Origin of the sequence: Bacillus sp. FSL W7-1360 (assembly GCF_038592975.1) — a bacterium.
GTDB classification, from domain to species: domain Bacteria; phylum Bacillota; class Bacilli; order Bacillales; family Bacillaceae_D; genus Shouchella; species Shouchella lonarensis.
In genome coordinates, this window is sequence record NZ_CP151950.1 from 1,671,524 (window position 1) to 1,686,481 (window position 14,958).

At 41.3% G+C, this 14,958-nt stretch carries 19 protein-coding genes; 8 read left to right on the plus strand and 11 right to left on the minus strand.

Features of this window, described 5'->3' with window-relative positions; translation table 11 throughout:
- Window positions 1-14 precede the first annotated feature (14 nt).
- Both yjbM and NSQ26_RS08595 read right to left on the minus strand, forming a co-directional pair.
- The gene (gene yjbM / locus NSQ26_RS08590) at window positions 15-647 is read right to left on the minus strand and encodes a GTP diphosphokinase (protein ID WP_090774449.1); all 633 of its coding nucleotides are present in this window, start codon (window positions 645-647) and stop codon (window positions 15-17) included.
- A gap of 36 nt (window positions 648-683) precedes the next feature.
- Window positions 684-1,082, minus strand: coding sequence for a UPF0738 family protein (locus NSQ26_RS08595; RefSeq protein WP_499717849.1), 399 nt, complete (start codon window positions 1,080-1,082; stop codon window positions 684-686).
- A 138-nt stretch (window positions 1,083-1,220) separates the two neighbouring features.
- On the opposite strand from NSQ26_RS08595, the gene NSQ26_RS08600 reads away from it, so the two are divergent.
- The 3 genes from NSQ26_RS08600 (at window position 1,221) to NSQ26_RS08610 (ending at window position 3,233) form a co-directional block, all read left to right on the plus strand.
- A complete protein-coding gene (locus tag NSQ26_RS08600; RefSeq protein WP_499717850.1) occupies window positions 1,221-1,802 on the plus strand; it encodes a CYTH domain-containing protein in 582 nt (193 codons plus the stop codon).
- A 102-nt stretch (window positions 1,803-1,904) separates the two neighbouring features.
- Window positions 1,905-2,315, plus strand: a complete 411-nt coding sequence (locus NSQ26_RS08605; RefSeq protein WP_499717851.1) for a globin domain-containing protein — start codon at window positions 1,905-1,907, stop codon at window positions 2,313-2,315.
- Window positions 2,316-2,339: 24 nt separating this feature from the next.
- Window positions 2,340-3,233 carry a ClpXP adapter SpxH family protein gene (locus tag NSQ26_RS08610; RefSeq protein WP_499717852.1) on the plus strand — a complete coding sequence of 298 codons (894 nt, stop codon included), beginning with the start codon at window positions 2,340-2,342 and terminating at the stop codon, window positions 3,231-3,233.
- Window positions 3,234-3,386: 153 nt separating this feature from the next.
- Here NSQ26_RS08610 and NSQ26_RS08615 read toward each other — a convergent pair whose 3' ends face one another.
- The 6 genes from NSQ26_RS08615 to NSQ26_RS08640 form a co-directional block, all read right to left on the minus strand.
- Window positions 3,387-4,637: a competence protein CoiA gene (locus NSQ26_RS08615; protein ID WP_499717853.1), complete on the minus strand. Its 1,251-nt coding sequence runs from the start codon at window positions 4,635-4,637 to the stop codon at window positions 3,387-3,389.
- A 108-nt stretch (window positions 4,638-4,745) separates the two neighbouring features.
- Window positions 4,746-5,393, minus strand: coding sequence for an adaptor protein MecA (mecA, locus tag NSQ26_RS08620; protein ID WP_090774443.1), 648 nt, complete (start codon window positions 5,391-5,393; stop codon window positions 4,746-4,748).
- Between the two features lie 236 nt (window positions 5,394-5,629).
- Entirely contained in the window at window positions 5,630-6,025 is a 396-nt protein-coding gene (gene spxA, locus NSQ26_RS08625) for a transcriptional regulator SpxA (RefSeq protein ID WP_090774442.1), read from the minus strand.
- Between the two features lie 205 nt (window positions 6,026-6,230).
- The gene (locus NSQ26_RS08630; protein ID WP_281241390.1) at window positions 6,231-6,365 is read right to left on the minus strand and encodes a hypothetical protein; all 135 of its coding nucleotides are present in this window, start codon (window positions 6,363-6,365) and stop codon (window positions 6,231-6,233) included.
- 28 nt (window positions 6,366-6,393) lie between these two features.
- Entirely contained in the window at window positions 6,394-6,909 is a 516-nt protein-coding gene (locus NSQ26_RS08635; protein ID WP_090774584.1) for a GNAT family N-acetyltransferase, read from the minus strand.
- Between the two features lie 114 nt (window positions 6,910-7,023).
- On the minus strand, window positions 7,024-8,313 hold the full coding sequence (locus NSQ26_RS08640) for a putative glycoside hydrolase (RefSeq protein ID WP_499720024.1): 1,290 nt from the start codon (window positions 8,311-8,313) through the stop codon (window positions 7,024-7,026).
- A 130-nt stretch (window positions 8,314-8,443) separates the two neighbouring features.
- Here NSQ26_RS08640 and NSQ26_RS08645 point away from each other — a divergent pair, with 130 nt between their 5' ends.
- Entirely contained in the window at window positions 8,444-10,213 is a 1,770-nt protein-coding gene (locus NSQ26_RS08645; protein WP_499717854.1) for a UbiD family decarboxylase, read from the plus strand.
- 37 nt (window positions 10,214-10,250) lie between these two features.
- Here the strand turns inward: NSQ26_RS08645 and trhA are convergent, their stop codons facing one another.
- The gene (trhA, locus tag NSQ26_RS08650) at window positions 10,251-10,901 is read right to left on the minus strand and encodes a PAQR family membrane homeostasis protein TrhA (RefSeq protein WP_499717855.1); all 651 of its coding nucleotides are present in this window, start codon (window positions 10,899-10,901) and stop codon (window positions 10,251-10,253) included.
- Window positions 10,902-10,993: 92 nt separating this feature from the next.
- Between trhA and NSQ26_RS08655 the strand changes: the two genes are divergently transcribed.
- Window positions 10,994-11,506, plus strand: a complete 513-nt coding sequence (locus NSQ26_RS08655) for an HD domain-containing protein (protein ID WP_499717856.1) — start codon at window positions 10,994-10,996, stop codon at window positions 11,504-11,506.
- A gap of 7 nt (window positions 11,507-11,513) precedes the next feature.
- Here the strand turns inward: NSQ26_RS08655 and NSQ26_RS08660 are convergent, their stop codons facing one another.
- The gene (locus tag NSQ26_RS08660; protein WP_499717857.1) at window positions 11,514-12,062 is read right to left on the minus strand and encodes a TlpA disulfide reductase family protein; all 549 of its coding nucleotides are present in this window, start codon (window positions 12,060-12,062) and stop codon (window positions 11,514-11,516) included.
- Window positions 12,063-12,392: 330 nt separating this feature from the next.
- On the minus strand, window positions 12,393-13,139 hold the full coding sequence (locus tag NSQ26_RS08665) for a DUF3603 family protein (protein WP_090774438.1): 747 nt from the start codon (window positions 13,137-13,139) through the stop codon (window positions 12,393-12,395).
- A 151-nt stretch (window positions 13,140-13,290) separates the two neighbouring features.
- Here NSQ26_RS08665 and NSQ26_RS08670 point away from each other — a divergent pair, with 151 nt between their 5' ends.
- From NSQ26_RS08670 to coaA, 3 genes are all read left to right on the plus strand, one after another.
- Entirely contained in the window at window positions 13,291-13,431 is a 141-nt protein-coding gene (locus tag NSQ26_RS08670) for a hypothetical protein (RefSeq protein ID WP_176763727.1), read from the plus strand.
- A 13-nt stretch (window positions 13,432-13,444) separates the two neighbouring features.
- Window positions 13,445-13,729: a hypothetical protein gene (locus NSQ26_RS08675; RefSeq protein ID WP_176763726.1), complete on the plus strand. Its 285-nt coding sequence runs from the start codon at window positions 13,445-13,447 to the stop codon at window positions 13,727-13,729.
- Between the two features lie 265 nt (window positions 13,730-13,994).
- Window positions 13,995-14,945: a type I pantothenate kinase gene (gene coaA / locus NSQ26_RS08680; RefSeq protein WP_499717858.1), complete on the plus strand. Its 951-nt coding sequence runs from the start codon at window positions 13,995-13,997 to the stop codon at window positions 14,943-14,945.
- Window positions 14,946-14,958 lie beyond the last annotated feature (13 nt).

Genomic DNA, 14,958 nt, shown 5'->3' on the forward strand with positions numbered 1-14,958 from the left:
TACCCTCCTCTCTGCTAGTTACCAAGTCGGCTTTGTTCCTCTTTTGTCGTTAACGTACGTTGTGCCTCACGCACTTCATCACGAATAATAGACATCTCCTCATCCAATCGAAACGCCGCTTCTGATGCACGTTGCAATCGAATATTAATATCTTCAGGGATTTCCCCGCTATACTTGTAGCGGAGTGAATGTTCAATTGTTGCCCAAAAGTTCATTGACAGCGTCCGGACTTGTAACTCAACAAGAATTCGTTCCTCTCCTTCAATTGTTTGCACTGGATAGCGCAATACTAAGTGATAGGAGCGATAACCACTAGGCTTTTTCTGTTGAATGTAATTACGCTCAGAAATAATCTCAAAGTCTTTTCTCGAACGAACGAGTTGTAGTACCGTATCAATGTCTTCCACGAATTGCGTGACAATCCGCACACCAGCAACATCTTGCATCTTCTCCGCCAACTCATTTAATGCAATTTTTTTTCGCATGGCTTTATTTAATATACTTGATACAGGCTTCACACGGCCAGTCACAAATTCAATCGGTGTATGCTTTGACGTTTGCTCATATTGTTCTCGTATTCCTTTAAATTTCACTTTTAGCTCGTCCACTGCTTGTTGGTACGGCGTTAAAAACGAGTGCCAATTCATCGAGTCACCTACTGTCGCTCTGGAAGCATCTATGTATTATGTTGTTTCTTGAAAAAATATGCACCGGACTGCTTGCTCAAAATCCGCTCCATAGTTGCTATTACCAGAAATGTTTTCTAGAAGGAATGCCATCTCTTCATTTAATCCCGTTAATTGCAGTATTGTTTCCTTGTCTAATTGCACATACAGTGACATTTCTTTCTCATAAGCATCTTTTAATTGTGCCCATGTATCTTCTTCAAAACGAAGCACATGGTACATTTCCTCTGCCTCTAACATATATAGAAAAGCAAAACCATGAGAATCAACAAGCACATGATCTTTTGCTTGAAGTAAATGAACAGGTAGAGATCGCATTGGAGAAGCTAATATTGCGGTCGCCACACCATCCTCATAGTTCGTTTGAATCGATGCTACTTTCCATTGCTCTATCACTTCATCGTCCTCCCAAACATGATCCACTTAACTGCCTCTATTTTACCACAACTGTTATACAAATGCTGCACATCCTTTGCACAAACCACACTTTCGCCGTATAATAACGGACAGAGCATGAATAAAAGGAGCACAAAAATGACAAAAGAAGTTGAATTTGAAGCGAAGTCCCTCGTAAAAAAGCAAACATTTATACGTCTGCAACAATTATTCCCCACTTACACCGCGATTTCACAAGAAAATACTTACTATGATACAGAGACACTCACGCTTAAACAGCATGGGGCTGCACTTCGTGTACGAACAAAAGAGACGGACACCGTACTTACATTCAAACAACCGTTTCAGGATGGGCTATTAGAAACACACCAACCGTTCACACCCGATATGTCTGCGCTCCTACAATCTGGTGAAATCCCAGAGGGACCTGTTAAGATTGCCGTCACCTCGTTAGTAGGTTCTCCCATAAATGTGACACCCCTTGGTCATATACGTACCGAGAGAAGAGTCATTTCTTATGAAAATGGGTTGCTCTGTCTTGATCATAGCTTTTATTTACAAACAGAGGATTACGAAGTGGAATTTGAAGGCTCTTCCATGACACATGCGCAAGAAGTTTTAAACAATCTTCTCGACAAAGTCGGTACACAACCAATTCCAACCGTGAGTAAGATTGGGCGTCTTTTTCACTCCTACCAGTCACGCAATGACATACCTTAAGATCGATCAGCAAAGTTGCTGTCTTCGTAAGCGATTGATAAAATGGAATAAGTAGCACAAAACTATGCCATTCATATGCACCACAATAAGGAGAGACGGTTCATGACGAACAATCGAAATAAGCCCGTTCCTGAACAACAACAAAGCGCCTTTGACGCACTTGGAGGAGAAGAGGTTCTCTCTCGTCTTGTCGATACCTTTTATCAACATATATCATCTCATGAAGAAGTACGACATTTATTCCCGACAGACTTAACAGAAACAGCAGCGAAACAAAAAAAATTTTTAACTCAATTTCTTGGGGGTCCCCCCCTTTACACAGAGACATTCGGACATCCTCGACTCCGAGCACGCCACATGCCTTTTATCATCACGCCTGTCCAAGCAGAAGCATGGCTTTCATGTATGGCACATGCCATGGATGACATCGGACTCTCGGGTCCTTTACGCGAGCACATGATGCATCGTTTCACTTTGACTGCACACCATATGATTAACCATCCAACACCATGATGATGAAAAGGAAGGAGTTGACCAATGAACATCAAGCATTACTCACACAATACGTGCGATGAACAACTTGGTGTCTGCGGCATTACATCCAACGATCGTATCCTGACAACAAAAAAACCAATTGAAATTTATACCTTTATTGATCCTCTCTGTTCACAATGTTGGTCAATGGAACCGATCTTAAAAAAGTTGCGGGTAGAATATGGTCACTACTTGAAAATTCGTATTCTAGTAGCAGGGAAATTAACAACTTGGAATAGCCGTGGCTCGCGTAACGCTCATTTAAATACCATTACAATTGAACGTCAGCATAGTATGTCTTCTGCTGGTAACATTCCTATACAAGATATGGACCTCGAACCATTTAAAGTGTCACTCGCAATTAAAGCAGCCGAGCTACAGGGACCTAGGGCAGGTCATGCTTTTTTACGTAAATTACGGGAAGCATTATTTTTAAAACAACGATGCATTACTGACCAAACAGTTTTAATTACCTGCGCAAAAGAGGCTTCGCTTGATGTTGATGCCTTCCTCACTGATTTAACCAGCACGAGCGCCGTAAAAGCATTACAGTGCGACTTGCAAACAACCCGTGAAATGGGCGTCGAAACTGTGCCTACGTTTGTTTTTTTTAATGGACATACAGAAGAGGCTGGTATTAAAATATCTGGTGAGTATCCTTTTTCGGTTTACGTACAAGTGTTAGCAGACATGCTTGGATTTACACCTCGGAAATCGAACTCGCTGTCATTAGAAATTTTCTTACAACAGTTTGATTTTGTTGCTACGCTTGAAGTAGCCGTTGTATTGGATCTTAGCCTGGATGAAGCCGAGCGGCAGCTCAAAATGCTTCTTTTACAACAAAAAATTGAAGCTGTTCCTTTTAGGTATGGCACCTTTTGGCGCTGGATTCGATAGCGCTACTCTCATCAAACACAAAGAGGCTGTCCCAAGTCATCAACCACTTGGAACAGCCTCTTTTTATCGAAGAAGAAAATGTGAATTGCAATTAACCATATTTTAACGGAAAACCTCCGCCTTGGCAACTCCTTTTTTCTATTTCCCGATTTCCTATCCCTTTTCGCTCCTACCGCCACCGCCTCTCTCTTTTGTATACCCATCTTTTTTGCTACTTTTTCCTCCTTCCAACATAGCTGTTGAAGTGCGGTTTACAAATAGACTTTCCCAATATTTTATATGATGGCGTTCTGTTTCTTCTGTCCATTCACTATGTGGAGGGGAACAACAAACGAAGGTACTTGCAGAGCGCGGTAATAGTGAAGAAAATACACATAGTAACTGTAAATATTCACTCACAATTCGTTCTATCACATCGCGTCGACGGCAATAGGGTACAATCGCATGTGGAAAAGTAGCAAATAGGCGCTTCAAGAAAGAACAGGCTTGATCAAATAAAATGACACCATTTTGTTGCGTCGCTACAAAGGAGAACAAAAAATGAGTTTGCCAAATATCACAAGGGATTTGGATATAACATTGGGAAGGTAGTGGCCAACCGGCCTCAAGTGGGGGAGTATGACAATGATAAGAAGATAAATATGATAAAAAAGTTCGATATTGATAACGATAAACTGGGCTCTTCCTTCTTTTCTGTCGATAGGATAGTATTGATGCTTCATAAGATGGCACCATTGGTGGTGGATGAGACAATTGGGAAAGCGTCACTTCTGATGATGGAAACAATGTATACGTAGCAAAACATGAGGAAACATCCAGGGGAATGACATGACGAAGAAAACAAAATGTGTCTGACTGCGGGTCAAAATAAACGAAATAGCGCTCGTAATGTCTGTTTTGTGACATATACCATTCAAATAATCGAAATCGAAACAATTGTGTCATTCGTCGGCGTACACGTGCACCCGATAAAATCCACATATCATTCATACGCTGAGCACGATAAGCTTTTGTTCTTTTCATTGTCTGATCGACGGTCATCTCTGCACATTGATATTCAATCACAACTTGTCGTTCACCGCATATATATAAATCTGGCCTTTGTCGGCTTTCAGGAATCCAGTATTCCAATGAGACTTGTTCTCCTTGCGACTGCAACCAACGAAATAATTTTTCTTTTCCCAAACGATGGACATCTGTCTCTCCATGCCGAGCGGCAGGACAACGTGCTCGTGACTTATGAGAAAAATGCCACCTTTTCTTCTTCCCAAGTTTGATTAACACTTCTTCTTGACAAACAGGACAGAAAAAACGTTCATGTCGTTTACGCTCGCGCCACTCCATTTCTGTAAGCGCTTCCAAAAAATGACGTTTTACTCCATCTTGGTTTACTGCCTGCAGCATTTCTACACCTCTTCCATACAGAAATCTCGTGCGTTCAGCTCGCACACCTGCACATCATTTACATACAGATGTGCGACTTCACAACATCATGCGCTAATCTTTCAACTGTTACTCATTACTAAAAAAAGTGCGCCGTACTTTTGCCAAAGCTTCTGACGGAATAATTTTCTTTCCATACTCCTGTAAACGGTGAATGGTCAACACGGACTCATATCCATATTCAAGCATCCGGCTAAGAAGGTTATCTTGCTCCTCTTCATTCATGACCTCATTGCTGAAGTAAACGTATAAGTAATACCGATCGTCATAATGGTACAGCTCATTCATCACTTCATTTGCAGAAACTGTGTGGCTTAACGAAATAACGTCTTCAATATCGACAAAACCGATGACAATTTCCAACGTATCTACGTCTTCTAAAGGCAGGCTTTGGGCTTCTTCTATATCGTCTGACTGTCTTTTTTCTTCAAGTAAATCCTCATTTAGGGGGATTTCAAGCTTCACGTTCCCATTTGAGACTTGACCACGTGTAACAATAATTTCAAGCCCTTGATCCAACGCTTGAACTTGAATCCATAGGGGGCCATCAAGCTCAAACTCATCATGGTGTGTCGCCTCACGCATCATGTCATAAAAAAGTTCTTCTCCGCGTTCACGATTATACCAAATCTCGTCTCGCTCAAAACCACGTGCTTCTATATCCTTATACGTAATGAAGAACTTAATCGTTGAATCATTGACTCGCTCGATTTCCATACTCGTTTCCCCCCTATTCTTAATTACATGTACGCGTTTCAAGCTCAGTTTAATCTGTCTGTAATTCCTTATTTTCTCTCAGTTTATCTCCGTTGTCAAGATGTTTTACCTATGTCACACAAAATAGTCAGAAGGTTCTGTCCCGAAGCGCCTGCAAATGTTTTTTACTTGGAGCGAACAACCGAATGTAAAAAACCTCTACAGGTGCTTCGGCCACCTATAGAAGGGTCGATTAATTAATTTACAAGGCGTTGCGCCTCTTTTAGTTGGAACGTTCTCACTTTCCGAGGCAAAAACCGGCGAATTTCTGCATCGTTGTACCCTACTTGTAAACGCTTCTCATCAAAAATGATGGGGCGTCGCAATAAGCCTGGGTTTTCACTAATAATGGTAAATAACTTTTGTATTGGCAAAGACTCAAATTCAACCTCTAAATCTTGAAATACTTTTGAACGTGTAGAAATAATCTCATCAGTGCCGTCCTCTGTCATACGAACTACTTGTTTTACTTCTTCTACAGACAAAGGAGACATGAAAATATTTCGCTCTTCGAAAGGAATATCATGTTCTTCTAACCAAGCTTTTGCTTTTCGACACGATGTGCAGCTAGGGGATGTTAGCAATGTGACCATATACCGAAACCTCTCCTTCATCAATCTTAATTTCTCTACTTTTTCTACCGATTGTTTACGTTATCACACCTTCTATTATACAAGGTTGCATAATCGCTGTATAGTGCAATGCGGTTAAAATTAGACAAATATCAGATAAAAAATGTGTGAGAGTATGTTTCTGTAGCGAACATTGCGACACCCCACATACTTGATACATCTCTATTTAAGCACTCACCTTATAAGACTGTGGACGCGGATATACGTGACCACGGCGCTTTTTCCAATGCTCCAATCGTTTTTTAAATACGTCCTTTAAATAACCCCGTCGTTTCTGCTTCAATTTATCTTTTTGCTTCAATAGCTCCACCACCCTTATAAGAAAATGTCTACGATTTTTGCGACTGATTATGATTTAATGTCAACACTTCATCTACCTCTTCGTAAGATTCACCATATAAATGCTCATCCTTATATGTGTGAATCATTTCGTACGTATGGCACATCTTTTCATAAATACTATGCTCATCTTCATCATCTGGTGTCCAATATAAAATCTCCAGCTCTGTTACTTTATTCGTGGCAAGAGAACGACGACGATACCCTATAGACTTCGCATGCTTAAACCCTTCTCGATTATAAAAACGCTGCCGTTTTTTTGTATCTGTATCTTTATAATCAATCGGTTCAACTTCGAGTATAATCGGCTTTCCCTTGCGCTTCAGCTTCATGAGCAAGTTTTTCCCCATGCCCTCTCCTCTTGCTTCGCGAGATACAAACAAATAGTCAACAAAAACAAAGTCCTCTGTTTCGACATACATCAATACATGTTTTGGACTTTCATCTTTGTGATAGATGTCACCTTTCTCCTTTAACAACAACTTCATATGTTCTTCTGACTTCATTTCTTCAATTGGAAAATATTCCGCTAGCTTTTCATACCATGTTGACACGCTTCATCCTCCATTCATTTTTTAAACACTTACCATTAACATTTGTAATAGGGAAAGAAAAATACGCTACTTTGGATTATCATAATGAACACCTGTTGTATAGTTATTGCCTGCATTCCACAGCAAGAACTCCTCGATGTCATTATCATACAGTGCTTTTATTTGCGCTTCAACTTCTTTGACACCGTAAGGAATATAATTACCTTCCCCTAAATAACTAGCAGTAAAGTCCTGAATCCATGGTCTTGATGTCGGTTTGTTTTCCTTCAGCTGATTTAATAATGCCGTTTCCACCTTAGCATATGCATCAGTCAACTCGTATGGGTATAAATCGGGCTTATCTAAGCCAAAATGAGCCGTCCAATGACTCGGATAAATCATTGCAGAAATGATATCTACATTTTCAGCAATCCGGAGAAAGTTTTGTCCGATCCCTGGGGTATCTACGACAGTTGCCGCGTAGCCGAAAATATCAACCGATACATCCACGTTGTAGGCAGATAACGCCTCTCGTGCATAAGCGACAAAGTCAGTGACAGCTGTTACACGTCGCTGAACATGACTGTCATCCCCCTCTCCATATTTGCCCGTATCATATTTCAGCTGTTCATCACGATGCTCAAAACCTTCGGGAAAACGAACGTAATCAAATTGGATTTCACGAAACCCCATTTTTGCTGCTTCTTCAGCAATCGCAACGTTGTAGCGCCAAACCTCCTCTAAAAATGGATTGACAAATGCTTCGCCGCGACTGTTTGCCCAAACATCCTTGCCGTCCTTAAAGGAAAGATCTGGACGTTTTTCTGCTAAAACAGTGTCTTTAAACACAACAATCCGCGCAATTGGATAAATCTCTTTTTCTTCCAGCACTTTCATCAATTTTTTTGGATCTTTAATATAAGGCTTAGCAATATCATAAAAAGGCGAATGCTCATCAGGTTGATACGTTACATGACCAAAATCATCTTTTACATCAATGACCATTGCGTTTAATCCTGTGTTTTCAACCAGTTCAACCATTGAGGAAAAACGCGTTCCACCTGCTGAAGGGCCACTTACGTAAATCCCACGTACCCCCTCTTTCGGGTAAGAAAATTGGACGTCTGTTTGATGAAGAAAGCGCGTTGTCCCAATTGGCACGTCAAATGACATTTCCCCTAACTGTTTTTGGGGGTGCATCAAGAGTGATTTCCCTGAATTTACTTGTATATTGCTTGCCAACAATATGAGACCCAATCCCACAACTGTGCACGCAGCGATCAAATACTTCCGGGTTACTTGCACTTTTTCCTCTCCTTTCGTCCATTTCGCCAATTGATGATAGCCTTTACAAAAATTATACCGCTCATACCACATTTTTTCCACTGATCTGATTCCGTTCACAGGATTTCCTTTGAGTTTTTTAGCGAATACACGTATGATAGAAGAGGAGTGACACGGGTTATTGGCGTATATACTGCCAACTTCCCAAACGGAGGTTTTTCAAATGCATATTCATTTACGTTCCTTTATGGATCAGTTAAGAGAAGAAAAAGAGATCGTTGAAGTAACAACTGAAGTCGACCCATACTTGGAAATCCCAGAAATTCATCGACGAATCATTGAGGAACAAGGCCCTGCACTTTTCTTTACCAATGTCAAAGGAAGCCAGTTCCCTGTTGTGACCAATTTGTTTGGTACAATTCGCCGTGTAAATATGGCGTTTGGTCCAAAACCTGAAACTTTTGTTCAGCAAGCAACAAGTGCACTTGATCGACTCATGCCACCTAGCATCTCTTCATTATGGCAAGAGCGACACTTATTTCGCAATGTCCTCAACCTCGGCACAAAAAACATTTCTGTAAACAAAGCGCCAGTAACCGCGGTACACACCACAGATGTTGACATGAACATCTTACCCGCTTTAACTGGTTGGAAAGATGATAGCGGTCCTTTTGTGACATTACCGCTCGTCTATACAGAGCACCCAGACAAAAATGAGCATAACCTCGGTATGTACCGTATTGAATTACGCGAAAAGAATCGTACCGGTATGCACTGGCAAATTCATAAAGGCGGCGGATTTCACCATTACGCCGCTGAACAACGGAATGAAGCTTTGCCAACAAGTTTATTTATTGGCGGACCTCCTGCATTAATGATATCAGCAATTGCCCCGCTTCCTGAAGCGGTACCTGAACTAATGTTTACTTCTTTACTTATGGGAGAAAAGCTCACAACTGCCAAAGTGGATCACCATCCGCATCCACTTATTGCAGAGGCAGAATTTGCCTTTACTGGTGTCGTCCCCCCTCATGTACGCGAACCTGAGGGACCATTTGGTGATCATTATGGGTATTATTCTTTACAACACGATTTCCCAGTGTTTGATGTTCAGCACATGTGGCGACGTAAAGACGCCATTTACCCTGCGACTGTCGTTGGGAAACCATATCAGGAAGATTATTACATTGCCGAGTACTTGCAGCGTTTAATCAAGCCGCTATACCCACTCGTCATGAGCGGTGTCAAAGATTTACAAGCTTATGGTGAGACAGGTGTCCACTCTCTTACTGGCGCGATTGTACGTGACTCTTATTATAAAGAAGGTTTAACACACGCCATTCGTATTCTAGGAGAAGGACAACTTTCATTAACAAAATTCCTGATGGTCACAAACAAAACGGTTAATCTCAATCACTTTAGTGAATTGTTAGAAGCAGTCCTTGAGCGATTTAAACCAGAACGTGACCTGCTAATTTTAACGGATACATCCATGGACACACTTGACTACACTGGTCGCCGATTCAACGCCGGTAGTAAAGCCATTATGACTGGACTCGGAGAACCCATTCGGTCACTGACACATACGTATACAGGGGGTCATGTCGACGGTGCCATTGATATTAAACCCTACTGTGGCGGCTGTCTCGTCGTTGCAGGCCCAAGTTACACAAACCATGAAGACTATGGGGCTTGGCTTAAAGACCATGCACAGGGAGCCTTTAAAGACTGGCAGCTCGTTTTTATTGTTGATGATGCCAACATCTCCTACACACAAAAATTATTTCTATGGACGACCTTTACAAGGTTCGATCCGGCACACGATGTCTATGCGAAAGCGGATATTGTCCACAATAATATTCGATACAAAGGTCCAATCATTATTGATGCTCGGATGAAACCTTTTTATCCTGATGAAGTTGTTGTCGATGACAAAACAGCACGTACTGTCGATGAAAAATGGTCCAGTTATTTCCCGAAAGGATATGTATAAAAACAACAAGGATGGCACGAGTGCCATCCTTGTTGTTTTATACTGATACAGGCAAAACATATCGAATAATTAGTAAGAAGTGACAAACAGAACCAGCCACGACAAACATATGCCATATCGCATGATGATATAGAAACCAACGCCACATATAGAAAATCGTACCCAGTGAATAGACAATGCCGCCACTTACTAATAACCATAATCCTACAGATGGCAGTGACTCCCGAATAGGACCAAAAGCAAATATAGCAAGCCACCCCATGAGTAAATAAAACAACGTCGACAAAATGATAAAACGTTTGGCAAACCATACTTTAAATACAACCCCGATAACTGCTAGCCCCCACACAATGGCAAACAACGTCCATCCTAATGCGCCACCAACAACAACGAGTAAGATCGGTGTATACGTTCCTGCAATAAATAAGTAGATGGCAGCATGATCGAAAATCTCAAACACGTCTTTTGCTTTTCCAGGCCTTAAGCTATGCACCATTGTAGAGGAAATATACAGAAGAAGCATCGTTACCCCATAAATGGTGAAACTAACGATATGCCAGCCCGTTCCATACAAACTTGACTGAATGACGAGCAATGTCAATGCTACAACACTAAACAATGCACCAATCCCGTGTGTAATCGCATTGGCCACTTCTTCACCTTTGGAAAAAACATGTGTTAAACCCAAAAGATATCCCTCCTTTACAAACGTATGCCTTTATTATATCATAGATAGTTAAAAAATAAGCACACATCGCTGTAGAAAAGGAGAGACGTGTGATGCGAGACGTGAAACTACTTGACATCTATCACCATCATATTGCGCAAAAATATATTCAACGATCGGGTATGGCTCACGCAATTCGTTGTGCCTCTCTCGCCTTTGCATTCGCGAATAAAAAAAATGTCTGCCCAGATTTGGCTACAAAAGCCGCTTTTTTGCACGATATCGGACATTATACTTGGTACAGAAACGGTAAGTGGGACTTTTCCCTTTATCGTGCCTATGATATTCACGCCATTAAAGGTGCTGAACGTGCACACAAATTACTCATTCGCCTTGGCGAACACCCGAAGAAAGCAAAAGAAATTGCACTAGCTGTTTTACTTCATACTGACTCGTATTTACCTGGAAGTACATTACAACTGACCCCCTTACAGCAAGTTGTCGCAGAAGCCGATGCAGCTGATGAAGCACCTGGTGGAAAACATCATTATGACAAAGTCAATGATGCAACTGCCCGTCAATTGTTACAGGAATTAGATACGAAAGTCGACACCTTATTAACATAACACATGTTTAAAAAGAAACCCACTGATCGATCATTTGTGGTGATAATGCTCCAGTAATTCTATCTTCAATGATCCCATCTCTACCAATGACAATGGTCGTTGGTATGCCAACAATTTGATATAACTGCTGTATGTCTCCTCGCTCATCTAATACGGGGTCAAATGTTGCCTCAAAGTGATTTAAAAAGGCTGATAGGTCCGACTGCCTGTCCCCTTCATGTGTTAAATTTACAGCTAAAAACGTATCTCCCTGTGCGCGTAACTGTTCATGAAGTCGCACAATGAATGGCATTTCTTCTTGACACGGATAACACCACGTCGCAAAAAAATGAATGATTGTATTTCCTGGCCGAGGTAGGTAGCCATCTTGCGTACCTGATAATGTTTTAAGTGTAAAAGATGGCGCAATATTGCCAACATGCACCCCTTCCGCCCGTTCCTTCACAATCGCTTCAACATCATAAGGAGAAACCTGTTCCGCCTGAAAATACACCCAACCTACAACGCCAATCGCTACAAATGTGGCGACACGACCAAAGGTTTTCAACAGTTTCATCCCTATTTCTCCTTTCCCAAGCTCTCCCTATTCCTTTATGCTCATTGAAGCTTTTTTATGAATGTACAACAAAAAAGCGCGCCCACAGCCTATCGACAGGCTATAGTGCGCAGCTTTTCGTGCAGTACACATGTTATTTAATAACCGTTTGTCTTCTTCCATACCTTACCTACAAAAAATGACAAACCGAGCGGCCTACAAGTAAAACGACTGTGAGAACTTGCATGATTAAATATGCAAGAGAATCCATATTTCCCATTTCACACGTGCCTCCTTCGTCAACTACTCATGTTCATTATAGAGGCTACATCAATGATTGTAAACACTCCTTTACTTTACCCTCTCTGGGTGTTCAAGTTCCCATAATTTTTCAAAGAAAGGTTGTCCTTTTACCATGGCCTCACACAATTCATAATGAGACTCGCTCCATCCTTTACGTACACCAGAAATTAAGTAATCCCATAATTCTTCCCTTTCCTTATGTTGCAGCACTTTATAAGCAACAGGGCACCACTCCGTACACCAATACTTTAATTCTGCATCAGTGCCTGCCGATTGCAGTTGGTCAAGCACCATATATAACAACTGTTTCAACTGACGCTCTTTACGCGTCAACCCTTTCAGATCAGCTGGATTAGGGGAAAGGAGATGATATTCTTTTTCTGGTACTACCGAATCAAGTGTGTAAAAAACCACTTCTTGGTCTTTTAACGTCTCGTATACGAGCTGCTCTTGACGTGGCGTTAAACGACTTTTACGAATGGGCGTTTTATAACCCATTGTATCCACCGCTATAATCCGGTACCCATCAGAAATAATAAAGCAGTAATCAAGCTCAATGCGTGACATGTTTTTCCGTAAATAACTCTTTTGATACACATCCTCCAATAAAGCTTCCGGGAGTTCCAATAAATGGTTTTCAATATAATCGACAAGTGCTTCATCCCCACGTAATAATACAACTTGATCAAGCACTTCCACCCTGTCTTCACTACGCCATTCGTGAAAATGACATACGTTATATCCGTTCTCTTCCCCTTCAAACCAATTTACCCATACATCTCTCATCATCACCATTAACAAGTGCCTCCTTGCATGTTCACTCTTTGGACTCAGTATGACCATGGAGCACCTTTCTTAAACTACTTCTTAAGATGATTTCACATACGCACCAATTGTGCCCATGTGCATAAAGTATAGCAACCCCTCAAAGTAGGTGATCACTCCGATGAATGTACCATCTGGCATATCCGTCGTCATTCTTATTGTCGTGACACTATTTGTCGTTTTTAGCTTTTTGTTTGACTTATTCCCTGATCCTGGGGCTGATACCATCCCGCCAAGCCCATTGGTTGTCTTCAATTCGTAGAGGGAGGGTTCGTATGTGGAACGATGCCTCAAACAAACAGGGACAATCATATACTGGTCAACAAAATCCATTTGGTTCAAAAAAGCAGTCAAAAATTACACCGACTGAAATTGCTATCGTCACAGCATTATTAACAAATGCCCTATCTGTGCAATCAATTTTAATTGATCGTGAGCAAACAGTTCAGGTGTTATTAGAAGGCTCATTAAAAAACCAGCAGGAGCTCGCAAGGTTGATGGAGCAAATGAAAGACATTCCTGTTGGTGATTTGTTTTCCTCCATGCTTTACCGAAAGTAACGTAATGGGTTTCCTTATCGTTACTATGGTAAAGCATTTCGTTTGCTCATTTTCTATATTGTCCTCATCAGTTCCCCACACATTACGCTTGAAATTTATCATCCTTCTTGATTCTCACTGTAAACCATGCTACGCTTCTTTTACAGAAAAACATTTTCACTGAACATTACGTCCTTACTTTGTATAGACTTAGAAGTTCGCGTAGATTTGTGGTCGTGCCGCTTTCCCTTGTCCACTTTGCTGACTTCTCAAAGGAGACTTCATGATGACAACAGACGAATTAACAAGAACGACAGACACATTTACAACCTTTCACCGTGATGAATGGGCCGCTTTATGTACACGCCCAGGCCTATCATTGTCAAAGCAAGAGCGCCGACGGTTAGAAGGCATTTATGAGTCCATCTCTGAAGCGGAAGTAAGAGACATTTATTTGCCCCTCTCAGAACTGCTCTATCGCCGTATGTGTCACAGTAAACGCTTACAAGACGAAATGAATCAATTTCTAAACATCACTAAAAAGCGTGTCCCATTTGTCATTGGTATCGCCGGGAGTGTCTCTGTCGGAAAAAGCACGACAGCTAGACTCATTCAGGCACTTGCGTCTCGCTGGCCCGGAAATCCTAAAGTCGAGCTTGTCACAACAGATGGCTTTTTATATCCTAATGCGATCCTTGAAAAACGTGGGATCATGAAGCGGAAAGGCTTTCCCGAGAGCTATGATATTCGTCGACTACTCTCCTTTTTAACGGATTTAAAAGCCGGTGCGCCTGAAACTTCTGCACCCGTATACTCACATTTATTTTACGATATTGAACCAAATAAAGTACAAACATTAAAAGACCCAGATGTTGTCATTGTAGAAGGCATTAACGTCCTCCAAGTGAATAAAAAAGGGAAACGGTTGCCACATATGTTCGTCTCTGATTTCTTTGACTTCAGCATTTATGTTGATGCAGATGAGGAAATGATTTTATCTTGGTACATTGAGCGCTTTCATCTGCTTCGAAATACCGCTTTTCAACAACCTTCTTCTTACTTTTATCGCTATCGTGATCTCAGCGACGAGGAAGCGACAAATATTGCTACATCGATTTGGAAAACGATCAATGGTGTCAACTTGGAGAAAAACATTTATCCAACACGGGAACGGGCAGACCTTATTTTAACAAAAGGTGCTGGGCATTATATTGAACAAGTTCATTTAAAAAGATGAATAAACGGTAAAA